The organism is Bradyrhizobium sp. PMVTL-01 (assembly GCF_051861855.1).
Classification (GTDB): Bacteria; Pseudomonadota; Alphaproteobacteria; order Rhizobiales; family Xanthobacteraceae; genus Bradyrhizobium.
Genome location: NZ_CP193982.1, coordinates 6,166,296 through 6,192,669 on the forward strand (window position 1 = coordinate 6,166,296; position 26,374 = coordinate 6,192,669).

Sequence of the window (26,374 nt, forward strand, 5' to 3'; positions counted from 1 at the left end):
AGGGTGCACCGTCGCCGCGGCCGCTGTTTCGCGCCTCACGTCCCGCGCAGGAGCTCGCTGGCAACGATCCAATCGTTGCCGTCGAACTGGAGCATGTAGCCGTCCTTGATCGGGCGGAAATCCTGCGGGGTGGTGTTCAGCGTGATGCCGGGCATCAGGAGCGACAGCGGCACGTTCTTGAGGTTCGCCGCCTGTGCCATGATGTTCTCGCGCGTCAGATTGTCCTTGCACTGCTTCAGCAGTACCACCAGGGCCTCGGCGACGGTGTAGCCGTAGAGGCCGGCGACGTTGTTGATGTCGGCGTTGGGCAGGCGCTTCTTCATGAAGTCGATATAGGTCGTCATCGCCTGGTCGTCCTTCGGCGCCTCGACGAAAGGTTTGAGCGCGCCGAGCGACAGCACGCCCTTGCCGGCCTCAAGCCCGGCCGGCACCATCACGGTCGCCTTGTTGGCGCAGCCCGAGGCGAGGAAGCGCGTCGGCTGCCAGCCGACCTCGTGGGCCTTGCGGATCGCCTGCGCGCAGGCACGCGGCGTCACCGAATAGATCATGAAGACGTCGGCCTTGGTGTTGGCGAGCGTCAGCACCTGGGAATCGACCGTAGGATCGGCGACCTCGAAGCTCGAGGCCATCGCGATCGCCTTGTCGGCATCGGCCCCCAGCGCTTCCCTGACGCCGCGCAGATATTCCTTGCCGGCGTCGTCGTTCTGGTAGAGCACGGCGAACCGCGCATTCGGGTTCTTGGCGCGGGCATAGGCGACGTCGATCGCGGCCTCGCTGGTGTAGTTGGGCGCCCAGGGCAGCGCCATCGACCAGGGCATGTTGGCGGGATCGTTCCACTTCGACGCCGAGCTGATCAGGAAGATCTGCGGCACCTTGTTGCTGTTGAGATATTTGGCGATCGCCGAGCTCGGCGCGGTGCCCATGGTGGCGAAGATGAAGGCGACGCCCTCGCCTTCGACGAGGCGCCGCGCCGCTTCCATGGTCTTGGGCGGCGAGAACGCGTCATCCAGCGAGATCAGATTGAGCTTGCGGCCATTGACGCCGCCCTTCTCGTTGACCTCGTCGAAATAGGCCGCAATCACCCGGCCGGTGATGCTGAGCGGCGAAGCCGGGCCGCTATAGGGCATGGTGTTGCCGATCTTGATCTCGGTGTCGCTGACGCCGGGACCATAGGATTTTTGTGCAGGCGCAGGCGTGGACAGGCAGGCGGCAGCCAAAGCTGCGGCCAGGGCCAAAGCGGCTCTCATGGTGTCTCCCCGATGATCATCGCCGCCAGCGAAGCAGCCGCGCGGCGGGCTGCTCTTGTCAGGGCGCCAGATCAGCGGAGTTCCGCCAGATGGTCTTGCGTCGAGTTGCTGGTGGGGAAGCCCGATTCGATGCTAGCGAAGCGCCTTGTGAGGACGCGAGATCAGGCCCGCGGCTTCCATGAACAAGAAGGTGCCCCTATGAGCCAGACGCGACGTGTGCTCTCCGCGCAGATCGCCCACGAGACCAACACGTTCTCGATCGTTCCGACCACGCTCGATGATTTTCGCAAGCGGCTGTTTCTGCTGGGAGCCGAGATCGCCCCCGCGCTCGGCGCCACCAAGATGGAGATCGCCGGGCATCTGGATGCGGCCAAACGCTACGGCTGGACCCTGGTGCAGCCGATCGCAGCCTCGGCGACGCCCTCCGGCAAGGTGACGGCCGAGTGCTGGGCCGAGCTGCAACGTCTGGTCTACGAGGCCTGCGAGACGGGCCCGCTCGACGGCGTCATCCTCGCATTGCACGGCGCGATGGTGACCGAGACCGACGAGGATGCCGAGGGCGCGCTGCTGGAAGGATTGCGCAAGCGGCTCGGCGAGACGATCCCGATCGCGGTGACGCTCGACCTGCATGCCAACGTCACCAAGCGCATGGGCCGCCTGGCCAACATCATGCTGCCCTACCGGACCTATCCCCATATCGACCAATACGAGACGGCACTTCGCGCGGCCGATCTGCTGCAATCGGCGATGGACGGCAACATCCGTCCGAAGGTCGTCCACCTGCAAGGACCGCTGCTCGACGGATGCAATCACGGGCGAACCCAGGGCGGCGTGATGAGCGATCTCCTGACCCGCGCTGCAGACATGGAGGCGCGAACGCCCGGCCTGTTGTCGGTCGACCTCTGCGCGGGTTTCAGCCGCTCGGACATTGCCGAGGTCGGCCCCAGCGTGCAGGTGACCTACGATGCCTCGCATAACGCCGCCGAGACGGCGGCGCGGCAGGCTGCGGCCGCGCTCTATGACGAGATCTACCGTCGCCGCGCCGAGGTCACTGTTGCGGTATATGATTTGGCGGCCGCGACCAGGCTTGCCGCGGTGGCGGCAGCCGATGTCGCCGATGCCCGTCCCTTTGTGATTTCCGATTACAGCGACAACCCGGGTTCAGGCGCCTATGGCGACGGCGTCCGCCTGTTGGAGGCGCTGCTGAAGGCCAACGTCAAGGGCGTGCTCCTCGGTGTGCTCGGCGATCCCGAAGCCGCCGCCCGCTGTCATGCTGCAGGTCTCGGGGCCGACCTCGACGTCGTTGTCGGCGCCAAGCGCGATCCCGCAAGCTACGGGCCACCACTCACGCTGGCCGGACGCGTCGCCGCGCTGTCGGACGGTGCCTTCGTCTGCGAGGGACCGATGAATGCCGGTCAGCCCATGACACTCGGCCGCTCCGCCCTGCTCGAGGTGAACGGCATCTCGATCGCGCTGTCGACAAACACGCTGCAAACCTATGATCAGGAAATGTTCCGAATTCTCGGAGCGGAGCCGGCGCAGTTTCGGGTCGTCGCGGTCAAGTCCGCCCACCACTTCCGCGCCGCTTTCGAGCCGATCGCCAAGGAAGTGATCCTGGCCGACAGCGGCGGCCTTGCCACGAATGACTACACGACCCTCACCTATCGCAAGGTTCGCCGCCCGATCTGGCCGCTCGACGAGATGCCACTGGATTGATCAGCCCAAGCATGATCCGGAAAGGTACGAAGCGGCTGAGCGGAAAACTCATGCGCAAACGTCAACCCGAAGCGCGATGACCATCCATCCAAATCTGATCGCGCTTCGGCACCGCGCACCTGGCCGGAGGTTTCAGCCGCGCCGCTTCAGGCTGAGGCCGACGCTGATCCAGCCGGCGCCGGCCATGATCAGGTCGATGCCGAGGAACAGGCCGAGGATATAGACGCTGTTCACCGGCCAGCGTGCCACGATCAAGAGGCCAAGCAGCAGCGTGATGACGGCCGACAGCGCCACCCACACCCACGGGCTCTCGCGCTTCATGCTGAAGGCGAGAAACAGCCTGACGGCGCCCGAGGCGATCAGCGAGACACCGAGAAACAGCGTCAGCAGGACGGCTGCGAACAGCGGATTCTCGAAGGTCAGGAAGCCAGCGATCACGTAGAGCACGCCGAGCAAGGCCCAGATCAAGAACTTGCCCCAGCTCTTCATCTGGAACGCACCGATGATCTCGGTCACGCCGGCGACGATCATCATGGCGCCGACCACGATGACGCTCGCCACCGTAGCCATCACCATGCTGCCGAGCGCAATGAAGCCCGCGATGAGGTAGACGACGCCGAGCGCGACGATCCAGCCCCATTTGGCATGCAGCGCCGCGATGCCGGAGCCGAGGCTGGGATGATGAGACGTATCGGAAGCACTGGTCATGGCGGCCACTCCTGCTTGCGAAGCCCGGGAGCACGCGCCAGAATAGCACATGCCGTGCCGGGGCGACAGCCACCAAAGCAGTCCACAGCGGCAGCAACATTGACGCAAATCAACTTCGAATGCGGTGCGTCAGCCGCGCGAGCGCTCCATCTCGAGCTCGGCCTTGAGATTGTCGAGATCGCGATAAATTGAAGCGACGGCAAGCACGTGGCCGCCCTTGAGGTACTTCAGCAGGCAATCCTTGCCGGAAATGCTGCCGTCGATGGCGACCTCGTCGAAGCTCTCGGCGTGACCGACATAATTGATCGGGACGTCGTAATGCTGGGACCAGAAGAACGGCACGGCATCGAAGCGCTCGCGCCTGCCGAGCATGTTGCGTGCCGCGGTCTGGCCCTGGCGCTCCGCCACCACCCAATGCTCGACGCGGATAGTGTGCCGAGAATGCGGATCGGGCCAGCGCGCGATGTCGCCGGCGGCGAAGATGCCGGCAACGCTGGTTTCGAGATATTCAGTCACGCTGACGCCGCGATCGGCGGCAAGGCCCGCCTGCTCGGCCAGCGCAAGGCGCGGCCTGACGCCGATGCCGACCACCACGAGGTCCGCCTCGATGACGGCGCCGCTCTTCAGCGTGGCGCGGGCGCCCTCGAGCCTCTCCACGATGTCCTCGAGGTGAAAGTTGACGCCGTTCTCTTCATGCAGCGCGCGAATGAAGTCGCCCATCTCGGACCCGAGCACCTTCTGCATCGGTCGCCGCTCGGGCGCGACCACATGCACATCGAGCTTGCGCGCCCGCAAGGACGCCGCAACTTCCAGGCCGATGAAGCTGGCGCCGATCACCAGCGCGCGCCGGGCGCTGCCGGCGGCCTTGATGATGGCGCGGCTGTCGGCGACGGAGCGCAAGGTGTGGACGTGCGGCTGCTCCGCACCCGGGATCTGCAGCTTGATGGGCTCGGCGCCGGTCGCGAGCAGCAAGCGGTCGAACGGCAGCCTGTCGCCATTGCCGAGGGTCAGGCTGCGTGCTCTTGGATCGATCCCCGTAACCCTGGTGTTGAGCCTGAGATCGATGCCGGCGCTCCGATAGTCGTCCTCGTTCCACAATGGCAGCCAATCCTCCGGCGCGTTGCCGGCGAGATAATCCTTGGAGAGATTCGGGCGGTCGACCGGCATCGCGCCGTCATTGCTCAGCATGGTGATGGCGCCGGCAAAGCCTTCGCGCCGGAGCGTCTCGGCTGCGGCAAAGCCGGCCGCGCCACCGCCGACGATGACGAATTTTTCGGGTGTCGGCGCGCTGCGATGCACGGCCGAGGGCTTCGGCGCCTCACGCTTGCGCTGAACCCGAATCCTGCCCCCGTCCTGCGTCACCTCCCACACCGCCAGCGCATTCAATGCGGGCGGACGCGTGGCCTCGCCTGTGCGCAGGGAGAAGCAGGCGTGATGCCAGGGGCAACGGATGGTGTCGCCGACCACGAGGCCCTCGGCGAGCGGACCGTGATAATGACTGCAGGCGGGCTCGATCGCAAAAATCTCGCCGCCGGCCTGCACCAGCAGGACGTCTTCGTCCCCGACATGGCCGAGCAGCTTGCCGTCCTTGAACGCAGTGAGCGATACGCCCGTGGTCAGATCCGGCCCGCTCGGCTTCTTGTCCTCGCTCATGCTCACCTCCTGACAGCTTGACGCGCAACTCAGGAATTGGACGGCGGGATGAGTGAAAAGTTCCCGCGGTCGCGAAAATCAGGACCCGGCTGCGCGCACGTCGAGCACGGCCTTCGCCCATTCGGCCGGCCGCTCCTGCGGCAGATTATGGCCGGCGCCGGTGAACACGCGGTGCTCGAAGAAGCCCTCGAACTTGCGCGCATGGTGCGCGGTGCCGGGATTGACGCCGTCGCTGTCGCCGTCGATTGCGATGGTCGGGACCCGGATCGCGGGTTGCGCGGCGAGCCTGGCCTCGATCCCGGCATAGGCGGGATCGCCTTCGACCAACGCGTAGCGGTGGCGATAGGAGTGGATCACGACATCGACGAAGTCGGGGTTGTCGAAGGACACCGCGCTGGTCTCGAACGTCGCGTCGTCGAAGTCCCATGTCGGCGACCACATCGACCAGAGCTGGCGGGCGAAGCCGCGCCGGTTGCGCTCCAGCGCGCGGCGGCCGCGCTCGTTGTGGAAGAGATATTGATACCAGAGCGCCGCCTCCTCCGGCGGCGAGGCCGGCTCCAGGGACCGGGCGATGTTCTGGATGTTGTAGGAATTGCCGGAGACGAGCCCGACGACGCGCTCGGGATACAATGCGGAAACCACGCAGGCCGCGCGTCCGCCCCAATCGTAGCCGCCGACGATCGCGCGTTCGATGTGAAGCGCGTCCATGAAGGCGAGCAGGTCGGCGCCCAGCGCGGCCTGCTCGCCGGAGCGCAGCGTTGCAGGAAAGCGAAACCGCGTCGGACCGTAGCCGCGCAGCCAGGGCACCAGCACCCGCGCGCCGGCGTGTGCGAGCAACGGCGCGGCCTCGGCATAGGCGTTCACGTCATAGGGAAAGCCGTGGCCCACGATGCAGGGCCAGCCATCAGGTGCGCCGTATTCAAGATAGGCGATGTCGAGGACATCCGTGGTGATGGTTTTTCGTTGCATGGCTTTCTCACGGAGTTGCGCGGTCGTAGCCGGGATGGAGCGCAGCGCAATCCGGGATTCGCGGATACAGGCGTTCCCGCATTCCGCTTCGCTCCATGCGGGCTACAACGGCCTTACTTCTGCGGCCCGGACAGCGTGATGTCGCGTTCGGCGCGGAACACGTTGCTGTAGAGATTGGCGATCCACTGCCGGCCGATCTCGGTCTTGTTGAGATAGCCGATCTCGGTCTGGATGTGCGGTGCGACGCTGTTCCAGTAGAATTGCGGATAACGGTTCACGATGTCGGCGGGCGAGTCGTAGCCGAGCTGCCGGTTCATGCCCACTTCCTCGAACTCGTAATAGAGCGCGTTCGCTTTGCGCAGATAGTTGGGATCACCGAGCTGGCCGATGAAATCGGCAGCGCGCAGGATCGAGGCTTCGTCGTCATATTCCTGCCCCTCACGGGCCGGGAAGCGCGTCCCCTCGATGGCGCGGACGATGCGCTCAGAGTCGAGGCCGCGGATCGGCGGCAGCCGCCGCCGCACAAACAGTTGCGAGCGATCGACGTGATACATCATCAGACTGGCATCCGAAGCGCCGCGCGGCAGCGACACCTTGGTCCCGGCGTCGTCGATGATGAAGCCATCTTCGTCATCCTCCGGAAACAGGCCGCGGACATAGCCGATGTCGTGCGCAAGGCAGGCGATCAGGACATGAACGTAGTCGTCCGCCTCCAGGTGAGTGTGAAGGTACCGCCCGCTGAGAATGGAATGGCCGGCCAAAGTCACCAGCATCGTATGCTCGATGTTGTGGTAGAGCGCATCGCTGTTGCCGATGCATTCCATGGTGGTGCGCGTGGCGCTCTCGATGACGTTCGCCGACTCTTCGCCGTACCTGCGCCGCATGAACGAGCCCAGCAACTTCTCCAGGGATTCCGCCGCCAGTCTCGGTAACGTCATCATGGATGCAGCCCCGCTTGTCGGTGGTGTCCCACGCCAGCTCCCGACGTCCCATAGTTGTCCTCGGCGCGAGGATCAGCATAGCCCAAGTTGGGCCGAGGGACCAAATCCCGCACCCCAAATACGTAAATTAAGCTGCTCTTGTGCCCTGCGAGATCGTGGTTGCGGTCACGGCGCGATGCAGCCGGGCCGACCAGTCGGAAGGCTCCGGCCGAGGCGCGGAAATCAAATTTCGCTTTATCGGAGGTCAGCGCAAGGCTCGCGCGATGCGCGGCAGCCTGGCGCATGCGTCTTCATCGTCTTCGCGGCGGTGACGGCGGAGCGCGCCGTCACTCCACCAGCAGCACGTCGACGGCGACGCCGAGCTTCTGCTTGGGTGAGCCGAGGATGATGCCGTCGACCGGCGAGACGTCGGAGAAGTCGCGGGCCACCGCGAGCACGATATGGTCGTTCCCGACCAGGAGATCGTTGGTGGGATCGAAATCGACCCAGCCGAGCTCCTCCCCGCACCACAGCGACACCCAGGCGTGGGTGGCGTCCGCGCCCTGCAGGCGCGGCTGGCCCGGCGGCGGAATGGTCCGCAAGTACCCGCTGACATAGGCGGCTGGCAGACCGAGCCCGCGCAGCCCCGCGATCATCACATGGGCAAAATCCTGGCAGACGCCGTGACGTTTGTCGAAGACCTCGTTGAGCGGGGTCGAGATCACCGTCGCCTTGGGGTCGTAGCGAAACTGGTTGCGAATGCGATGCATGAGATCGACCGCGCCTTTGAGGATGCCCTCGCCGGCTGGAAAGCTTTCCGCCGCATAGGCGCTGACCGGGCGCAGCACCGGCACCAGCGGACTGGCAAAGACGTAGCCTACCGGCGAAGACGGCCCGAGGCTGGTCGCTTCGAAGGCGACGTCGCGGATGCTCTCCCAGGGCGGACTGACCGCATCGCGCGCCGGCGGCCGGCGCGTGACGGAGACGCGCGAGCGCGAGTCGATGCGCAGATTGCGATGCGCGGCCTCGATGACGACGCTCTCGGTCAGCGTGCCGAAGAAGTCGCGCCGGACATTGCGCTCGGACGGGCGCGGACGGATCTCCACCTGATGCGAGATCAGCTCCTGGCCGCCGCCGCTTCTGGGCTCCAGCCGCAGCGTGCAGCGGGCGAAGCTGACCGGACTTTCGTATTCGTAGGTCGTGACGTGACGGATGTCGTAGATCACGCCAGCCCCGTCAGCTTTTCCGGCCGGCTGGCATTGGGTCCGTGCGGGAAATAGTGCAGCCCGATCGCCTCGGCGAGGCTGAGCAGATCCTGCTCCAGCGCGAACAGCGTCTTCACGTCGAGCTTCTCGGCCTCGGCCGTCGCCAGCATCGCCTGCACCGCCACGGCAAGCCGCTGCGGCTGCTCGATCAGGCCGTGCTCCTTCAGGCTCGGCAGCGCCGCGATGTGCTCGTTCAGAGTCGCCACCTGGAACGCCACCGAACGCGGATTGTAGCAGTCGAGCACGGCGAGGTCGCGCACCGGGGCCAGGATCGGCGCCAGCAGATAGCGCGAGCGGTAGGTGATCTGGGAATCCACCAGCGTCAGCAGGATGTCGAGATCCTCGTCGCCGGCCTCGTCATAGGCAAATTGACGTGCAAAGCGCGTGGTGTTGATGGCGCGTTCGGTGCGGCGTCCGATGTCGAGGAAGCGCCAGCCGGCGGCGCGGTTCATGTTCTCCTGCGCAAGGCCCGCGAAGCTCGCCAGCTCCTGCAGGGTCAGCTCGGCGGCGCTGAGCACGCTGTCGTCGTCCTCGACCTCATGGGCGAGACGCTCGGCCATCTCGGTGATGACCTGCCAGGCGTCCGGCGACAGCCGCTCGCGCAACGACGTCGCGGTGCGCAGGGCCGCGCGCACCAGCGACAGCGCCGAGCCGAAGCGCTCCGCGCTCTGCAGCGCCTCGGCGACGATGCGCCCGGGCGCCGCGCGCGAGGTCTGCGAGATCGCGCCCCAGGCAACCAGCATGCGCTGGATGCGTTCGGACGATTGCAGCGAGGCCGCGGTACCCTTGTTGGGTCCGCTCGGCGAGCCCAGCGCGCGCACCAGGCGCAGCGTCGCCTCGGCGCGCTCGAGATAGCGGCCGAGCCAGAACAGATTGTCGGCGGCCCGGCTCGGCAGCACGCCGGCGATGCGGCGGATGCGGACCTTGTCGGTCGCGGGCAAGAGCGTCGCGGTCGAGACCTGCTTGTCGGAGACGACCCAGACGTCGGCGGCGCGGGCGCCGTCGCCCATCGACACCGCGCGCGCATCGGGCTGCTCGGCGATCCGGCAGAAGCCGCCGGGCATGATGGCCCAGCCGTCGGCCGTGGCGGCTGCGAACACGCGCAGCACGAAGGGGCGCGGCGTGAGCTGGCCCTGCTCCCACACCGGCATGGTCGAGAGCCGCACCACTTCCTGGCCGACATAGTCCATGCCGCGCGCGGCGATGGCGTCGATCAGGCGCTGGTGCCCGGCAGCATCGAGCTCGCTCGCGAGCACCGGGCCGCTCGAGTCGAAGCCGGGAACGCCGCGCCGGTAGGCGCCCTCGATCGCGACCTCGTCGAGCCGCGACAAAACTTCATCACGCGCGCTGCGCTGGCCGCACCACCAGGTCGCGATGTGCGGCATCTTCAGCTCTTCGCCGAGCAGGCGGCGGCTCAGCGCCGGCAGGAAGCCGAGCAGCGCGCGCGCCTCCAGCACGCCCGAGCCCGGCATGTTGGCGACGACGACGCCGTCCTTGCGCAGCACGTCGATCAGGCCGGGCACCCCTAACCGAGACGAGGCATCGAGCTCGAGCGGATCGAGCGAGTTGGAATCGACGCGGCGGAGCAGCACGTCGAGGCGCTTCAGGCCGGCGACGGTGCGGATGTGGATGCGGTTGTCGCTGACGGCGAGATCGTCGCCCTCGACCAGCAGGAAACCGAGATAGCGCGCCAGCGTGGCGTGCTCGAAATAGGTCTCGCTGAAGCTGCCGGGGGTGAGCACGCCGATGCGCGGCTCGTCGCGATCGGCGCGTGCGCGCAGACTGTCGCGGAACGCCTCGAAGAACGGCGCGACGCGCGGCACGTTCATCGACTTGTAGAGATCGGAAAAGGCGCGCGAGAGCACCAGGCGATTTTCCAGCGCGTAGCCCGCACCCGAGGGCGCCTGCGTGCGGTCGCCGAGCACCCACCAGCGGCCGTCGGGGCCGCGGCCGACGTCGGCGGCATAGATCGAGAGACAGCGCCCGCCGGGCGGCGGCACGCCGCAGACGGGGCGGAGATATTCGGGGCTGCCGGCGATCGCGGCGGCCGGCAGCGCGCCTTCGGCGACCAGACGGCCCTCGCCATAGATGTCGCGCAGCACGAGCTCGAGCAGCTCCGCACGCTGGGTGATGCCGGCGCAGAGCTGCTGCCAGTCGGCCTCGTCGATCAGCAGCGGCAGGTGGCTCAGCGACCAGGGCCGGTCGGCGCTGTCACCGGGGGCGCGGTAGGTGACGCCGGCCTCGCGCAGGTGACGGTCGGCCATGCCGAAGCGCCGCTCGACCTCGTCGGGCGCCAGCGCGCCGAAGGCGTCGAAGAAGCGGCTCCAGACCGCGCGGGGCGCCCCGTCGGGCCCCAGGAACTCGTCGGGGATGCCGGGCAGGCGGCTATAGTCGCGGACCCATTGCGCGATCCGCTGCTGGGCCTTCGCCCTGCCCGCCTGGTCGTTGTCTTCCGCTGCGCCCTCGCCCATGGGCCTTTCCCTTTCCCACCCTCATACTCATTGCAGGAGCGGGGTCCGCAAGTCGAGGGTCAGCGGAAATTCATTTGTGCGTTCCTCGGGCGGCGGCTGCATCGGCCCCGGGGTGTGACCGTGGTCCTGGAAGCGCGCCAGCCGCCGCGCCTCGGCCTCGTAGGTGTTGACCGGCTTGGTGTCGTAGTTGCGTCCGCCGGGATGGGCGACGTGGTAGACGCAGCCGCCGAGCGAGCGGCCGTTCCAGGTGTCGATGAGATCAAAGGTCAGCGGCGCATGGACAGGAATGGTCGGGTGCAGGCCGGAGGCCGGCTGCCAGGCCTTGAAGCGGACGCCGGCCACGGCCTCGGCCGAGCGGCCGGTCGAGGTCATCGGCAGGCGACGGCCGTTGCAGGTGACGACATGGCGGCCCTCGACGAAGCCTTCCGCCTTGACCTGGAGCCGCTCGACCGAGGAGTCCACATAGCGCACGGTGCCGCCGGCCGAGCCCTCCTCGCCGAGCACGTGCCAGGGCTCCAGCGCCTGGCGCAATTCCAGCGTCACCCCGCCATGATGGACGCGGCCGAAGGCGGGGAAGCGGAATTCGAGCTGGGCCAGATACCATTCCGGCTCGAACGGATAGCCGAACTGCTTGAGCTCGGAGAGCACGTCCTGAAAATCTTCCCAGATGAAATGCGGCAGCATGAAGCGGTCGTGCAGCGCGGTGCCCCAGCGCACGAACTTGCCCTGTTGCGGCTCGCGCCAGAATTTGGCGATCAGTGCGCGGATCAGGAGCTGCTGCGCCAACGACATGCGCGGATCCGGCGGCATCTCTAGCGCGCGGAATTCGACCAGTCCGAGCCGCCCCGTAGGCCCTTCCGGCGAATAGAGCTTGTCGATGCAGATCTCGGCGCGGTGGGTGTTGCCGGTGATGTCGACGAGCAGATGCCGGAACAGCCGGTCCACCAGCCACAGCGGCGTCTGATAGCCGGGCGGCGGCACGTGCGAGAGCGCGATCTCGAGCTCGTAGATGCTGTCGTGACGCGCTTCGTCGATGCGCGGCGCCTGGCTGGTCGGGCCGATGAAGAGGCCGGAGAAGAAGTACGACAGCGACGGATGGCGCTGCCAGTACAGGACCAGACTCTTCAATAGATCCGGCCGGCGCAGGAACGGCGAGTCCTGCGGGCTCGAGCCGCCGACCACGACGTGGTTGCCGCCGCCGGTGCCGGTGTGGCGGCCGTCGACCAGGAAGCGGTTGGCGCCGAGGCGCACCTTGGCGGCGTCCTCGTAGAGGCCGGAGGTGATTTCGACCGCATCGCGCCAGCTCTTGGCCGGCTGGATGTTGATCTCGATGACACCAGGATCGGGCGTGACCTTGATGACCTCGATGCGCGGATCGAACGGCGGCGGATAGCCTTCGACATGAACGGAGAGCTGCATCTCCTCCGCGGTGTCTTCCAGCGCCGAGATCAGCTCGAGATAATCCTCGATGCGCTCGACAGGCGGCATGAAGGCGCAGATCACGCCGTCGCGGATTTCCACCGCCATCGCGGTGCGGACGGGAATCGCCGTGTTGAGATATTCAGGGGACGTGCGCGGCGGCGACGGCGGACGCGCCATGCGGGTGAACACCGGCAGCTTGCCGCGCGGCTCCATTGGATCCTGCTCGACGATGTAGGGATACTGGTTCGGCGGGACGTGGCCGAGCGAGCCCATCGGCAGGCGCAGGCCGAGCGGTGAATCGCCCGGCGTCAGGAACAGATGATTGCGCCGGAGCGGCCAGCGCTCGCTGCGCCAGCGCGGCGGCGCATTCCAGCGCTGGATCGGCAGCACGAAGCCGCGCGGCGTGGTCAGGCCCTGGTCGAACACCCGCGCCATCCGCGCGCGCGCTTCGGGGTCAGACAGCTTCGAGTCCGTCGGATCGACATTGATCGGAAGGTCGGCTTCCTTCTGCAGCCAATAGACTGGATCCTCATAGGCCGGCATGATGTAGCCGAGATCGAGCCCAAGCCGCGCGGCGGTGCCCTCCATGAAGGCCTCGGCGTCCCTGACCTCGGGCCGCCGCGGGTTGGCGATCTTGGCGATGAGATCGGCGTTCTTCCAGATCGGCACGCCGTCCTTGCGCCAGTAGAGTCCGAAGGCCCAGCGCGGCAGGCTCTCGCCCGGATACCATTTGCCCTGGCCGTAATGCACCAGGCCGCCGGGTGCAAAGCGCGCGCGCAGGCGGCGGATCAGGTCGTCGGCGAGCGTGCGCTTGGTGGGGCCGACGGCTTCCGTATTCCACTCGCCCGCTTCGAGATCGTCGACCGAGACGAAGGTCGGCTCGCCGCCCATGGTGAGCCGCACGTCCTGCGCGGCGAGATCGCCGTCGACCTGCTCGCCGAGATCGTTGAGCCGGGCCCAGGATTCATCGGAGAACGGTTTTGTGATGCGCGGCGCCTCGCGGATGCGCTTCACGCTCATGTCGAAGGCGAACTCGACCTCGGCAAACCCGGCGCCGCCGGAGATCGGCGCGGCCGAGCGATAATGCGGCGTGGCGGCGACCGGGATGTGCCCCTCGCCGGCGAGCATGCCGGAGGTGGCGTCGAACCCGATCCAGCCCGCGCCGGGCAGATAGACCTCGGCCCAGGCATGCAGATCGGTGAAGTCGTTCTCGACTTCCGGCGGCCCCTCGATCGGATCGATGTCGGGACGGATCTGGATCAGGTAGCCGGAGACGAAGCGCGCGGCGAGCCCGAGATGACGCAGCGTCTGGATCAGCAGCCAGGCGGAGTCGCGGCATGAACCGGCGCAGGAGGTCAGCGTCTCCTCCGGCGTCTGCACGCCCGGCTCCATGCGGATGATGTAGCGGATCTTCTTCTGCAGTTCGCGATTGAGCTCGACCAGGAAGTTGACGGTGTTCGGCGCTTCGCGCGGGATCGAGGCGAGGTATCTCGCGAATTCGGGCTCGGGCTTGAGGGTTTCGAGATACGGCGCGAGCTCGGTCTTCAGGTCCTTCGGATAGTCGAACGGAAAGCTGTCGGCATAGGGCTCGACGAAGAAGTCGAACGGGTTGACCACGGTCATCTGCGCCGTGAAGTCGACCTCGAATTTCAGCTCGGTGGTCTTCTCCGGAAAGACGTAGCGCGCGAGCCAGTTGCCTTGCGGGTCCTGCTGCCAGTTCACGAAGTGGTTGGCCGGGGTGACCTTGAGCGAATAGCTCAGGATCGGCGTACGCGTGTGCGGCGCCGGCCGCAGGCGGATGGTCTGCGGTCCCAGATCGATCGGGCGGTCGTATTTGTAGTGCGTGACGTGGTGTAATGCGACGTAGATCGACACGGGGTGCGGTGCTCCAGCAGCTTTTTTGAGCAGAACACCTGACGTCAATGCGATCAAGCACTAACAACGGGCAGAGGGTGCCTATGCAAGGTGCGGGCCGGGTGCTGGTGGGTTGTCATCCGGCCGCGCCGGCGAGGCTGCTCTTCCCTTCTCCCCTTGTGGGAGAAGGTGGCGCGAAGCGCCGGATGAGGGGTTCTCTCCGGCCGCAAGACTATTCGAAAGGATCGAGACCTCTCACCCGGCTTCGCTTCGCCAAGCCACCCTCTCCCACAAGGGGAGAGGGTTCGCAGCGTACTCTTGGCAAAAATCCCTACGCCGCCGAGGTCAGCCGCTGCAAGAACTGCGTCACTTCGCGCCTTAGCGTCTCGACTTCGCCGTGGACGCGCTCGGAGGCGCTGTTGACGCGGGTGGCGACGCGGCCGGTGTCGGCGGCGGCTTCGCTGATGCCTGTGACGTTGGAGGACACCTCGGAGGTGCCGGCCGAGGCTTCCTGGACGTTGCGCGCGATCTCGCGGGTGGCAAGGCCTTGCTGCTCGATCGAAGTCGCGATCGAGGCGGTGATGCCGTTGATCTCGGTGATGGTCTGCGCGATGGCCTCCACGGCCGCGACCGAATTGGTGGTCGATTGCTGCATCTCGCCGACCTTGGCGCTGATCTCCTCAGTGGCCCTCGCGGTCTGGTTGGCGAGGCTCTTGACTTCGGAGGCCACCACCGCAAAGCCGCGGCCGGCCTCGCCCGCGCGCGCCGCCTCGATGGTGGCGTTGAGCGCGAGCAGGTTGGTCTGCGAGGCGATCTCGCTGATCAGCTTGACGACGTCGCCGATCCGCATCGCCGCGTCTGCCAGGTTACGGATCTCGCTGCCGGCGCGATTGGCTTCGTTCACCGCCCGCCCCGTGCTCGTGGTCGAGCCGGCCACCTGGCGGCCGATCTCGGCGATCGAGGATGCCAACTGCTCCGCCGCGCTGGCGACGGTGGCAACGTTGCGCGAAGCCTGGTCGGACGCGCTGAGCACGCCGGAGGTCTGCCGGCTGGTCTTGTCGGCTGCCGCTGCCATCTGGTGGGCGTCGGATTCGAGATCGGTCGCGGCGCCCATCAGCGTCCCGGCGACGCCGTCGAGATGCGTGCCGAACTGCTTTGCGAGGCCGGCGATCTCGACGACTCTGCGGCCGAGGCTGTCGGTGCCGGAATTGATGACGTTGGCTGAACGGCGGAACGAGCCCGGCAATCCGCGTGCAAGGATCTTGCGGAAATGCTTGCCGCGGCTGGCATAGTCCATCGATGCCGAGGCTTCGCGCTGGAAGGCATCGGTGATGTCGAGCATATCGTTGACGGATTTCTGGATGGACCCGATCCGCCCGGCCTGCAGCTCGCTGAGAATGCGCGCCTCGAGATCGCCATGCGCGGCCTTGCGGCAGACATCGGCGACCTCATCGACGGCCGCGGCCATGCGATGCTGGCACCAGACCGCATAGCCGAGCAGCACGACCGTCGTGCCGAGCAAGACGGCATTGGCTATACCGGTCACACCGAGCAGCGAAAGTCCGAACGCAACGACGGCAAGAACACACGCGAGCGCGGTCGCTCCCTGCGCCTTAGAGAGAGAGCACAAATTCATCGTAAGCGACACCCTGTTGCTCGAGCAGTCCGACCATGGCCTCGAAGCTGGCATGCATGCCGTCCTTGGCATTGGCATGTCGCGCCTCTTCCGCACACAGCGTCTTGTAGATCGGCTTGATGCGGTCGACCTGCGCCGGATCGGGCTTGCGGCGGTTGGAGTGATAGCCGACGATGTTGCCGCGCTCGTCGAAGGTCGGCGTGACGTGGGCGAACACCCAGTAATGGCTGCCGTCCTTCGCCAGATTGACGACGTAGGCGAATATCTCCTGCTTGGACTGCAGCGTATCCCAGAGCAGCTTGAACACCGCGCGCGGCATGTCGGGATGGCGGATCAGGCTGTGGGGCGCGCCCATCAGCTCGGCGTAAGAGTATTTCGCCATGCGCATGAAGACGTCGTTGGCGTAGGTGATGCGGCCCTTGAGATCGGTCTTGGACACGATCAGCTCCTCCTCACCGAGGAGATTTTCCACGCCACTCGGCCGTATCGCACGCGTCATCATTGACGAATCCTGTCGAAGGGCAGCGCCCTCGAAGGAGTCGCCCGCATCGCCTCACGATTACGGCGCGAAATCTTAATCCCGAGTGACCGCAGGAACTCCTGCGATCATATGACACCTACGTATGACTACGTAGGTGTCCGCGTCTGTCATTTCGGCAGCGAGGTGCATCAGCACCGTCACATCGTCGCGCCCAGCACCCAGGGTGCGAACTCGGCGCCGCCGAAGTCGAAGCTTTCGCTCTTGGTCGGCTGGCCCGAGGCGGTCTTGAGGATGAGTTCGAAGATGCGCTGGCCGCATTGCTCGACGCTCTCTTCGCCTTCGAGGATGGTGCCGCAATTGACGTCCATGTCCTCTTCCATGCGCTTGTACATGGGCGTGTTGGTGGCGAGCTTGATCGAGGGCGCGGGCTTGCAGCCGAACACGCTGCCGCGGCCGGTGGTGAAGCAGACGAGGTTGGCGCCGCCGGCGACCTGCCCGGTTGCGGCGACGGGATCGTAGCCGGGCGTGTCCATGAAGACGAAGCCGCGCTTGCTCACCGGCTCGGCGTAGCGCAGCACCTCGACGAGATTGGTGGTGCCGGCCTTGGCCATCGCGCCGAGCGACTTTTCCAGGATGGTGGTGAGGCCGCCGGCCTTGTTGCCGGGGCTCGGATTGGCGTTCATCTCGGCGCCTTCGCGCCTCGTGTACTCGTCCCACCAGCGCATGAGGTCGACCAGCTTCTCACCGACCTCGCGGCTGACGGCGCGACGCGTCAAGAGATGCTCGGCGCCATAGGTCTCCGGCGTCTCCGACAGGATCACGGTGCCGCCGTGGCGGACGACGAGATCGCTGGCGGCTCCAAGTGCCGGATTGGCCGACACGCCGGAATAGCCGTCCGAGCCGCCGCATTGCAGCGCTACGGTGAGCTCGCTCGCCGGCACCGTCTCGCGCTTGACCTTGTTGGCGTCAGTGAGCGCCTCGCGCACGAAGGCGATGCCTGCTTCCACCGTCTTGCGGGTGCCGCCGACCTCCTGGATGTCCATCGCGCGCAGGCGTCCCGCGAGCTTCTGCTCTTCCATCAGCCCGCCGATCTGGTTCACCTCGCAGCCGAGGCCGAGCACGATGACGTGGGAGAAATTGACGTGCCGCGCATAGCCGCCGAGGGTGCGGCGGAGCAATGCCAGCGGCTCGTTCTGCGTCATGCCACAGCCGGTCTTGTGGGTCAGCGCGACCACGCCGTCGACGTTGGGGAAATCGGCCAGCGGATTGTCGCCGGTAAAGGGATTCTTCTTGAAGACGTCGGCGACGAGGCTTGCGACATGCGCGCTGCAATTCACCGAGGTGAGGATGCCGATATAGTTGCGCGTGGCGACGCGGCCGTCCGGGCGGCGGATGCCTTCGAAGGTCGCCGGCAGATCGAAATTCGGCGTCGGCTTGACGTCGGCGCAATAGGCGTAGTCCTTGGCGAAGTCGCCCATGCCGCAGTTCTGCACGTGCACGTGCTGGCCCGGCGCGATCGGAATGGTCGCAAAGCCGATGATCTGGCCGTAGCGGATCACGGGCTCGCCGACGGCGATCGGCTTGATCGCCACCTTGTGGCCGGAAGGAATGCGATCGACCGTGGTCACGCCGTTGGCCACCACCGTTCCCGGCGGCAGGCTCGCGCGCGCGATCACCACGCCATCATCGGGATGCAGGCGGATGACGGGGCTGATGGTCATGGGTATCTCCTTGGGTCTCTTACTTCACCTCTGCCCGTTCTTGCGGGGAGAGGGCGGATGGCTGGCGATGCGAAGCATCGTCGGGTGCGATCCACATGCGAGTTCGATTCGTGTTGAGAGAGGCCCCTCACCCTTTCCCTCTCCCAGCAAGAGCAGGGAGAGGGAAAGGAGAGAGCTCAGGCCTTGCCGGCCGAATCCTTGCGGGTCGCGTTGACCTGCATCTTGGCATAGGTCGTCATCAAGCCGACCTCGTTCGAGAGCGTCACCAGCTTGAAGCCCATGTTGATGGCACGTGCGGCGCCCTCGGCGCCGCTGCAATGAATGCCGGGATTGAGGCCGCGCTTGCCGCATTCCTTGATGATCTTCTCGTAAATGGCGAGGATCTCGGGCTCGCTACGGTCGAGCTTGGGCTCGAGTCCGTAGGAGAAGCCGAGATCGGACGGCCCGATATAGACGCCGTCGATGCCTTCGACGTCGAGGATCGCTTCCATGTTCTCGACCGCGGTCTTCGTCTCCATCATCGGCAGCAGCACGATCTCGTCGTTGGCCGTCTTCTGATAGGAGCCGGCGGTGCCGTACATGCCGGCGCGGATCGGGCCGTTGGAGCGCACGCCCTTCGGCGGATATTTCGCATAGGAGACGAGGTTGCTGGCTTCCTGCGGCGTGTTGACCATCGGGCAGATCACGCCATAGGCGCCGCCGTCGAGCACCTTGCCGATGATGCCGGGCTCGTTCCAGGGCACGCGGACCATCGGGGTCACGGGGTGCTTGTCCATGGCCTGAAAGCACTGCACCATCGAGAGATAGTCCTGCACGCCGTGCTGCATGTCGACCGTGACGCTGTCGAAGCCGCATTGCGCGACCATCTCGGCCGAGAAGCCGGAGGGAATTGCCAGCCACGCATTGACCACGGCCTTGCCCGACTTCCAGATCTCTTTGACTTTGTTCGCCACGTTGCCTTCCTTCTTTGTTGTTTGACCGTCGTCACCATGACGAGCGCCGCGACAAGGCGATGCCGTTATTACCGCGAAGTCGATCCCCGCGCTACGTTCGCAATGACGCAAGATGTCATCCGGCAGGGGGGGCGTCATCCGTCCCGGCGCCGACTTTCGAGCGATCGGCCTGGGCGGCACTTTGAGCGAAAAAATGCGGCCATGTCCATGACAGTTGCCTCGCCGGAGCGCATATCTGCTGTCACTCCTCGGCACTTGCCTCGTTGGCGGCGCCGAGCTCCGCAAGACTCTGTTCGAGCTCGCCGAGCATCTCCTGCAATTCGGCGAGTTTGCGGGCGCCGAACCGGCTGGTGATTTCCGCGTAGATCGCCTCCGACGTCGGCGCCACGGCGGCCATCAGCTTCACGCCCTCCTTCGAGATCGAGACCATGCTACGGCGCTGGTCCGCCTTCGCCGTCTTGCGCTCGATCAGATTGCGCGCCTCGAGATCGCGCAGGATACGCGACAGGCTCGGTCCGAGCAGAAACGCAGTGCGCGCGAGTTCCGTGACCTCGGCGGCCTCGATGGCGGCGAGCGCGCGCAGGATGCGCCATTGTTGCTCGGTCAGGCCGTGCTCGCGCAGCGAGGGACGGAACTGCCGCATCACTGCCTCGCGCGCCCTGAGCAGCGACATCGGCAGCGAGCGCGAGAAGTCGCGCATCGGCACTTGCCGCGCAGCAGGCGCGCTTCCGTTCGCAGGATCGGCCGGTCTCTTGCTCATGGCGCCCTTTCAAGCCGCATAACGTTTGCAGTGCAGCAAACCCAGATTCTGTTTGACGCATTCACTTAACATGTTAAGCATCTCCGGGCACCACGATTTGTAAGATCACGGATGGCGCTTTCCAACGACGATATCCAGGCTTGCGCGAGGCGTCTGCACCAGGCGGAGAAGACCCGCACGCAGATCCGCCAGCTCTCGCAGGATTTCCCAGAGATCAGCATCGCCGATGCCTACGCGATTCAGAAGGCCTGGGTCGACGTCAAGATCGCGGAGGGGCGCATCGTCAAGGGCCACAAGATCGGGCTGACCTCCAAGGCGATGCAGAGCGCGCTCAGTATCGACGAGCCGGACTCCGGCGTTCTGCTCGACGACATGTTCTTCGCCGATGGCGGCCTCGTTCCGACCGGGCGCTTCATTGCGACGCGCGTCGAGGCCGAGCTCGCCTTCGTCATGAGCAAGCGGCTCGCCGGCCCCGACTGCACCATGTTCGACGTGCTCAATGCCACCGACTTCGTGGTGCCGGCGCTGGAGATTTTGGATACGCGGATCGAGCGCGTCGATCCCAAAACCAAGGCGACGCGCAAGATTTTCGACACCATCGCCGACAATGCGGCGAATGCCGGCATCGTGCTTGGCGGCCGGCCGATCCGTCCGCTGGACGCCGATCTGCGCTGGATCGGTGCGCTCTGCTTCAAGAACGGCCAGCTCGAAGAGACCGGCCTTGCAGCCGGCGTGCTCAATCATCCCGCGACCGCCGTGGCGTGGCTTGCCAACAAGATCGCGCCGCTTGGGCTGGCGCTGGAGCCGGGCCAGGTCGTGCTCGCCGGCTCCTTCATCCGTCCAATCGAGACCCGCAAGGGCGACACAATCCAGGCTGACTATGGCGCCTATGGCTCGGTGAGCTGCTACTTCGCTTAAGACGACAAGAAGACAGGGAGTGAAACCGCGATGCCGCATTTCACGATCGAATATTCGGCCAATCTCGATGGCCGCCTCGACATCGGCACTGTGTGCGAGGTCGTGCGCAAGGCGGCCGTGGAGACCGGCATCTTCCCGCTCGGCGGCATCCGCGTCCGCGCCGTGAGGTGCGAGCATTACGCGATTGCAGATGCGCGGCAGGACTACGGCTTTCTCGACATGGTCTTGCGCATCGGCGAGGGCCGCGACCTTGCTACGCGCCAGAAGGCCGGCGAGCACGTCTTCCAGGCGCTTTCAAGACATCTCGATCCCGTCTTCGCCGCCAGCAAGTTCGCTCTGTCGTTCGACATGCAGATCAACGACAAGGACACGAGCTGGAAGCGCAACAACATCCACGACGCCCTGAAAGTGGAGGCCGCCCATGGATAAGCCCACTCCGAAAGCCGACGTATTCCAGGCCAACCGCGACCGCGTCGCGCCGCTGCTGAAGACTATGCGTGCCGACGGCATCGGCCACATGATCGACGGCAAGACCGTCGCCTCGATCTCCGGCGAGACCTTCGAGACCAGGTCGCCGGTCGATGGCGCGGTGCTCGCCAGCGTCGCCCGCGGCAATGCCGAGGATATCGACGCGGCGGCAACGGCCGCGGCGCTCGCCTTCAAATCCTGGCGCGACATGGGCCCGGCGATGCGGCGCAAGCTGCTGCATCGTGTGGCTGACGCGATCGAGGACAACGCCGACGACATCGCCGTGCTCGAATGCATCGACACGGGACAAGCCTATCGCTTCATGGCCAAGGCCGCGATCCGCGCCGCCGAGAACTTCCGCTTCTTCGCCGACAAATGCGCCGAGGCGCGCGACGGCCTCAACACGCCGAGCGACGAGCACTGGAACATCTCGACACGCGTGCCGATCGGCCCGGTCGGCGTGATCACGCCTTGGAACACGCCGTTCATGCTCTCGACCTGGAAGATCGCCCCTGCCCTCGCGGCCGGCTGCACGGTCGTGCACAAGCCGGCCGAATGGTCGCCGGTGACGGCGTCCATTCTGGCAAGGCTGGTCAAGGAAGCGGGCGTGCCCGACGGCGTGCTCAACACCGTGCACGGCTTTGGCGAAGAGGCCGGAAAGGCGCTGACCGAGCATCCCGCCATCAAGGCGATCGGCTTCGTCGGCGAGAGCGCGACGGGCTCGGCGATCATGGTTCAGGGTGCGCCGACCCTGAAGCGCGTGCATTTCGAGCTCGGCGGCAAGAACCCCGTGATCGTGTTCGACGATGCCGATCTCGACCGCGCGCTCGATGCCGTCGTGTTCATGATCTACTCGCTCAACGGCGAGCGCTGCACCTCGTCGAGCCGCCTGCTGGTCCAGCAGAGCATCGCGGAGAAATTCGTGGAGAAGCTGACCGCGCGGGTGAAGACGCTGAAGGTCGGCCATCCCCTCGATCCCGCCACCGAGATCGGCCCGCTAATCCACGAGCGGCACCTGGCAAAAGTCTGCTCCTATTTCGACGTCGCCCGGCAGGACGGCGCCGTGATTGCGGTCGGCGGCAAGGCCCATGACGGTCCCGGCGGCGGACACTATGTCGAGCCGACGCTGGTGACCGGCGCGCACGGCAAGATGCGCGTGGCGCAGGAGGAGGTGTTCGGCCCCTTCCTCACCGTGCTGCCGTTCAAGGACGAGAACGACGCGATCGAGATCGCCAACGACATCCGCTATGGCCTCACCGGCTATGTCTGGACCAACGACGTCGGCCGCGCGCTGCGCGTCGCCGATGCGCTGGAGGCCGGCATGATCTGGGTGAATTCGGAAAATGTCCGCCATCTGCCGACGCCGTTCGGCGGCATGAAGGCCTCCGGCATCGGCCGCGACGGCGGCGACTACTCGTTCGACTTCTACATGGAAACCAAGCACGTCTCGCTGGCGCGGGGCACGCACAAGATTCAGAAGCTGGGAACTTAGGAAATGGTCATTCCGGGGCGTGCGCAGCACGAGCCCGGAATCCGTTCATCCACCAACTTTGCTGCGCGATAGATTCCGGGCTCGGCTCTTCGAGCCACCCCGGAATGACAGGACCGAGGGGAAAGCCAATGCCCGTACCGCAACACGTCTTCGAGCCGCCGTTCAACATCATCCGTTCCAGCCACGTCGTGCTCGACGTCACCGATCTGAAGCTGAGCCGCGAGTTCTACGAGACCACCGTCGGCCTGCATGTCGAGGACGCCCACGACAGCGTCGTGTACCTGCGCGCGGCGGAGGAGCACCAGCATCACTCGCTGGTGCTGCGGAAAGCAGCCGCACCGGCCTGCGCCCGGCTCGGCTTCAAGGTCGGCAACGAGAAGGATCTCGACAAGGCCGCCGCCTTCCTCTCGGAGAACGGCCTCCCTTACGCCTTCGCCGACCAGCCCTTCCAGGGCCGCACCCTTCAGTTCACCGATCCCTTCGGCTTCCAGATCGAGCTCTATGCGTCGATGGAGCGGCGGCCGCATCTGCTCCGCCGCTACGACCTCTACCGCGGCTGCCACCCGCAGCGGCTCGACCATTTCAACGTCTTCGCCGCCGAGGTGCAGGACACCGTCGATTTCTACGCACGGCTCGGCTTCCGCCTCACCGAATATGCCGAGGAGGACGGGCCCAACGGCCGCATCGCCGCGGCCTGGATGCATCGCAAGGGCAACGTCCACGATTTCGCGATGACCAACGGCAAGGGCCCTCGCCTGCACCATTTCGCCTACTGGACGCCGACGGCGATGAACATCATCCATCTCTGCGACGTCATGGCCTCGCAAGGTTTTGTGAAGAACATCGAGCGCGGCCCGGGACGCCACGGCATCTCGAACGCGTTCTTCCTCTACGTGCGCGATCCTGACGGCCACCGCCTCGAGCTCTACACCAGCGATTATTTCACCGGCGATCACGACCACGAGCCGCTGCGCTGGTCGCTGCGCGACCCGCGCCGCCAGACGCTGTGGGGCGCACCGGCGCCGCGGTCATGGTTCGAGCAGGGCTCGCCGTTCACCGGCCAGGCCGTGCGCGAGCCGAAATTCGTGGCCGACGTGCTGGTGGCTGACTGATGAAACTCCCTCGCCTCGCCACCTATTCCGTCAAGGGTGAAACGCGCTATGGCGCCGTCCTCGAGGGCGGCATCGTCGATCTCTCCGCGCGCTATGCCAAGGATTATCCGACGCTCCGCGAGGTGATCGCGGCCGGGAAGCTCGTGAGCCTCGCCGAAGAAGCCGCTGGCCGCACGCCGGTTCACGCGCTCAACGAGATCACCTGGCTGCCGCCCGTCCCCGCGCCGGAAAAGATCATCTGCATCGGCGTCAACTATCCCGACCGCAACGCCGAGTACAAGGACGGCCAGGAGGCGCCGAAATATCCGAGCATGTTCATGCGGAGCCCACGCTCCTTCGTCGGCCATGAAACGCCGCTGGTGCGCCCGCGCGCCTCGCACCAGCTCGACTATGAGGGCGAAATCGTGCTGGTGATCGGCAAGCAAGGCCGGCACATCGCCGAGAGCGCCGCGCTCGATCACATTGCGGCACTGACGCTCTGCAACGAAGGCTCGGTGCGCGACTGGCTGCGCCACGCGAAATTCAACGTCACGCAAGGCAAGAACTTTGATTCCAGCGGCAGTCTCGGCCCGTGGCTGGTGCCTTACACCAGGGAAGCACAGATCGCGGACATCCGCCTCACCACGCATGTCAATGGCGAGCTCAGGCAGGACGACCGTACCAGCCGGCTGATGTTTCCGTTCCGCTATCTCATCAGCTATATCTCGACCTTCGCAACGCTCGTCCCCGGCGACGTCATCGTCACGGGAACGCCGACCGGGGCCGGCGCGCGGTTCGAACCGCCGCGCTACCTCAAACCGGGCGACGTCATCGAGGTCGCGGCCGAAGGCATCGGCTCCTTGCGCAACGGCGTCGTCGACGAAGCTTGAACAAGATTGGAATGATGCAATGACCACCCTCACCGGCGGCGAAGCGATCGTAAGCGGGCTTGTCGCCCATGGCGTGGACACCGTGTTCGGCCTGCCCGGCGCGCAGATCTACGGGCTGTTCGACGCCTTCCATCAGGCCCAGCTCAAGGTGATCGGCGCGCGGCACGAGCAGGCCTGCGGCTACATGGCCTTCGGCTATGCGCGCGCCAGCGGCCGGCCCGGCGTGTTCAGCGTGGTGCCCGGCCCCGGCGTGCTCAACGCCAGCGCGGCGCTGCTCACCGCCTATGGCTGCAACGAGCCCGTGCTGTGCGTGACCGGTCAGGTGCCGACGCAATTCCTCGGGAAGGGGCGCGGCCATCTGCACGAGATGCCGGACCAGCTCGCCACCTTGCGCACCTACGTGAAATGGGCCGACCGGATCGAAACGCCCGGCAATGCACCGACCACGGTGGCGCGAGCCTTCCAGGAGATGACCTCGGGGCGGCGCGGCCCCGCCTCGATCGAGATGCCCTGGGACATCTTCACCCAGCGCGCGGATACCGCCACAGCGCAGGTGCTGGAGCCGCTGCCTGCGCCGCTTCCCGATCCCGACCTGATCAAGCAGGCGGCCGCGCTGATCAAGGCGAGCAAGGCGCCGATGATCTTCGTCGGCAGCGGCGCCATCGAGGCAGGCGAGGAGATCCTCGAGCTCGCCGAGATGATCGATGCGCCGGTGGTCGCCTTCCGCAGCGGCCGCGGCATCGTCTCCAACGCGCATGAGCTCGGCCTCACCACGGCCGCCGCTTACAAGCTGTGGCCCAACACCGATCTCATGATCGGCATCGGCACGCGGCTGGAGCTGCCGACGATGTCGCGCTGGCCGTATCGGCCCGCCGGCCTGAAGAGCATCCGCATCGACATCGATCCGGTCGAGATGCGGCGGTTCATCTCGGATACGGCCATCGTTGCCGATGCCAAAATCGCAACCGCCGATCTCGCTGCCGCCGTGCGCAAGGCCGGCTACAGCAAGACCGCCGGCCGGCGCGGCGCGATCCGCGAAGCGACCGCGGCCGCGCAACAAGAGATCCAGCGCGTCCAGCCGCAAATGGCGTATCTCGACATCCTGCGGGAGCTGCTGCCGGCGAACGCTATCGTGACCGATGAGCTGTCCCAGGTCGGCTTCGCCTCCTGGTACGGCTTTCCGATCTACCGGCCGCGCACCTTCATCACGTCAGGCTACCAGGGCACGCTCGGATCGGGTTTCCCGACCGCGCTAGGCGCCAAGGTGGCGAACCCCGACAAGCCTGTGGTCGCCATCACCGGCGACGGCGGCTTCATGTTCGGCGTGCAGGAGCTCGCCACCGCCGTCCAGTTCAACATCGGCGTGGTGACGCTGGTGTTCAACAACAACGCCTATGGCAACGTCCGCCGCGACCAGCGCGAACGCTTCGATGGCCGCGTGGTGGCGTCCGACCTCGTCAATCCGGATTTCGTCAAGCTCGCGGAGTCCTTTGGCGTGGCAGCTGCGCGCGTCACCGCGCCGGACCAGTTCAAGGCGGCGATGGAGAAGGCGCTTAGCCACGGCGGGCCGTATCTGATCTCGGTCGAGGTGACGCGCGACTCCGAGGTGAGTCCGTGGGCGTTCATTCATCCGCCGAAGCCGTAAACGAAGCATCGTCTTTCCGGGACTCGTCCCTTCTCCCCTTGCGGGAGAAGGTGCCTTCCCGAAGGGCGATCCACCTTCTCCCACAAGGGGAGAA

General features: G+C 66.1%; 20 protein-coding genes. 7 read left to right on the top strand and 13 right to left on the bottom strand.

Going from position 1 to position 26,374, the window contains the following annotated elements; genetic code table 11:
- Window positions 1–35: 35 nt before the first annotated feature.
- Window positions 36–1,247, bottom strand: a complete 1,212-nt coding sequence (locus ACRQ5Q_RS29880; RefSeq protein WP_439374235.1) for an ABC transporter substrate-binding protein — start codon at window positions 1,245–1,247, stop codon at window positions 36–38.
- A 198-nt stretch (window positions 1,248–1,445) separates the two neighbouring features.
- On the opposite strand from ACRQ5Q_RS29880, the gene ACRQ5Q_RS29885 reads away from it, so the two are divergent.
- Entirely contained in the window at window positions 1,446–2,963 is a 1,518-nt protein-coding gene (locus ACRQ5Q_RS29885; RefSeq protein WP_439374234.1) for a M81 family metallopeptidase, read from the top strand.
- Between the two features lie 132 nt (window positions 2,964–3,095).
- Here ACRQ5Q_RS29885 and ACRQ5Q_RS29890 read toward each other — a convergent pair whose 3' ends face one another.
- From ACRQ5Q_RS29890 to hpaR, 12 genes are all read right to left on the bottom strand, one after another.
- Window positions 3,096–3,671, bottom strand: coding sequence for an HdeD family acid-resistance protein (locus tag ACRQ5Q_RS29890; protein ID WP_439374233.1), 576 nt, complete (start codon window positions 3,669–3,671; stop codon window positions 3,096–3,098).
- A gap of 129 nt (window positions 3,672–3,800) precedes the next feature.
- The gene (locus ACRQ5Q_RS29895) at window positions 3,801–5,324 is read right to left on the bottom strand and encodes an FAD-dependent oxidoreductase (RefSeq protein WP_439393526.1); all 1,524 of its coding nucleotides are present in this window, start codon (window positions 5,322–5,324) and stop codon (window positions 3,801–3,803) included.
- 78 nt (window positions 5,325–5,402) lie between these two features.
- Window positions 5,403–6,293 carry an alpha/beta fold hydrolase gene (locus tag ACRQ5Q_RS29900; RefSeq protein ID WP_439393527.1) on the bottom strand — a complete coding sequence of 297 codons (891 nt, stop codon included), beginning with the start codon at window positions 6,291–6,293 and terminating at the stop codon, window positions 5,403–5,405.
- A gap of 113 nt (window positions 6,294–6,406) precedes the next feature.
- Entirely contained in the window at window positions 6,407–7,234 is an 828-nt protein-coding gene (locus ACRQ5Q_RS29905; protein ID WP_439374230.1) for a metal-dependent phosphohydrolase, read from the bottom strand.
- Window positions 7,235–7,560: 326 nt separating this feature from the next.
- Window positions 7,561–8,439, bottom strand: coding sequence for a transglutaminase family protein (locus tag ACRQ5Q_RS29910; RefSeq protein WP_439374229.1), 879 nt, complete (start codon window positions 8,437–8,439; stop codon window positions 7,561–7,563).
- A complete protein-coding gene (locus tag ACRQ5Q_RS29915; RefSeq protein ID WP_439374228.1) occupies window positions 8,436–10,949 on the bottom strand; it encodes a circularly permuted type 2 ATP-grasp protein in 2,514 nt (837 codons plus the stop codon). Before ACRQ5Q_RS29915 ends, ACRQ5Q_RS29910 begins: the two co-directional genes overlap by 4 nt.
- Before the next feature lie 27 nt (window positions 10,950–10,976).
- Entirely contained in the window at window positions 10,977–14,246 is a 3,270-nt protein-coding gene (locus ACRQ5Q_RS29920) for a DUF2126 domain-containing protein (protein WP_439393529.1), read from the bottom strand.
- A 310-nt stretch (window positions 14,247–14,556) separates the two neighbouring features.
- On the bottom strand, window positions 14,557–15,861 hold the full coding sequence (locus ACRQ5Q_RS29925; protein ID WP_439374226.1) for a methyl-accepting chemotaxis protein: 1,305 nt from the start codon (window positions 15,859–15,861) through the stop codon (window positions 14,557–14,559).
- Window positions 15,839–16,360: a PAS domain-containing protein gene (locus ACRQ5Q_RS29930; protein ID WP_439399904.1), complete on the bottom strand. Its 522-nt coding sequence runs from the start codon at window positions 16,358–16,360 to the stop codon at window positions 15,839–15,841. Before ACRQ5Q_RS29930 ends, ACRQ5Q_RS29925 begins: the two co-directional genes overlap by 23 nt.
- A gap of 179 nt (window positions 16,361–16,539) precedes the next feature.
- Complete coding sequence (locus ACRQ5Q_RS29935; protein WP_439374225.1) at window positions 16,540–18,063, bottom strand: UxaA family hydrolase; 1,524 nt, start codon at window positions 18,061–18,063, stop codon at window positions 16,540–16,542.
- 176 nt (window positions 18,064–18,239) lie between these two features.
- Window positions 18,240–19,016, bottom strand: a complete 777-nt coding sequence (locus ACRQ5Q_RS29940) for an HpcH/HpaI aldolase family protein (RefSeq protein ID WP_439374224.1) — start codon at window positions 19,014–19,016, stop codon at window positions 18,240–18,242.
- A 241-nt stretch (window positions 19,017–19,257) separates the two neighbouring features.
- Window positions 19,258–19,776, bottom strand: a complete 519-nt coding sequence (gene hpaR / locus ACRQ5Q_RS29945) for a homoprotocatechuate degradation operon regulator HpaR (RefSeq protein WP_439393531.1) — start codon at window positions 19,774–19,776, stop codon at window positions 19,258–19,260.
- 111 nt (window positions 19,777–19,887) lie between these two features.
- Here hpaR and hpaH point away from each other — a divergent pair, with 111 nt between their 5' ends.
- The 6 genes from hpaH (at window position 19,888) to ACRQ5Q_RS29975 (ending at window position 26,280) form a co-directional block, all read left to right on the top strand.
- Entirely contained in the window at window positions 19,888–20,694 is an 807-nt protein-coding gene (gene hpaH, locus ACRQ5Q_RS29950) for a 2-oxo-hept-4-ene-1,7-dioate hydratase (RefSeq protein ID WP_439393533.1), read from the top strand.
- 30 nt (window positions 20,695–20,724) lie between these two features.
- Window positions 20,725–21,123, top strand: coding sequence for a 5-carboxymethyl-2-hydroxymuconate Delta-isomerase (locus tag ACRQ5Q_RS29955; protein ID WP_439374221.1), 399 nt, complete (start codon window positions 20,725–20,727; stop codon window positions 21,121–21,123).
- Entirely contained in the window at window positions 21,116–22,654 is a 1,539-nt protein-coding gene (hpaE, locus tag ACRQ5Q_RS29960) for a 5-carboxymethyl-2-hydroxymuconate semialdehyde dehydrogenase (protein ID WP_439393534.1), read from the top strand. Before ACRQ5Q_RS29955 ends, hpaE begins: the two co-directional genes overlap by 8 nt.
- A gap of 128 nt (window positions 22,655–22,782) precedes the next feature.
- A complete protein-coding gene (hpaD, locus tag ACRQ5Q_RS29965; protein ID WP_439393535.1) occupies window positions 22,783–23,766 on the top strand; it encodes a 3,4-dihydroxyphenylacetate 2,3-dioxygenase in 984 nt (327 codons plus the stop codon).
- Window positions 23,766–24,635 (top strand): fumarylacetoacetate hydrolase family protein, encoded by an 870-nt coding sequence (locus tag ACRQ5Q_RS29970; RefSeq protein ID WP_439374218.1) that lies wholly within the window; start codon window positions 23,766–23,768, stop codon window positions 24,633–24,635. The genes hpaD and ACRQ5Q_RS29970 overlap by 1 nt, the downstream gene beginning before the upstream one ends.
- Before the next feature lie 19 nt (window positions 24,636–24,654).
- Window positions 24,655–26,280 carry a thiamine pyrophosphate-dependent enzyme gene (locus ACRQ5Q_RS29975; protein ID WP_439393537.1) on the top strand — a complete coding sequence of 542 codons (1,626 nt, stop codon included), beginning with the start codon at window positions 24,655–24,657 and terminating at the stop codon, window positions 26,278–26,280.
- Window positions 26,281–26,374 lie beyond the last annotated feature (94 nt).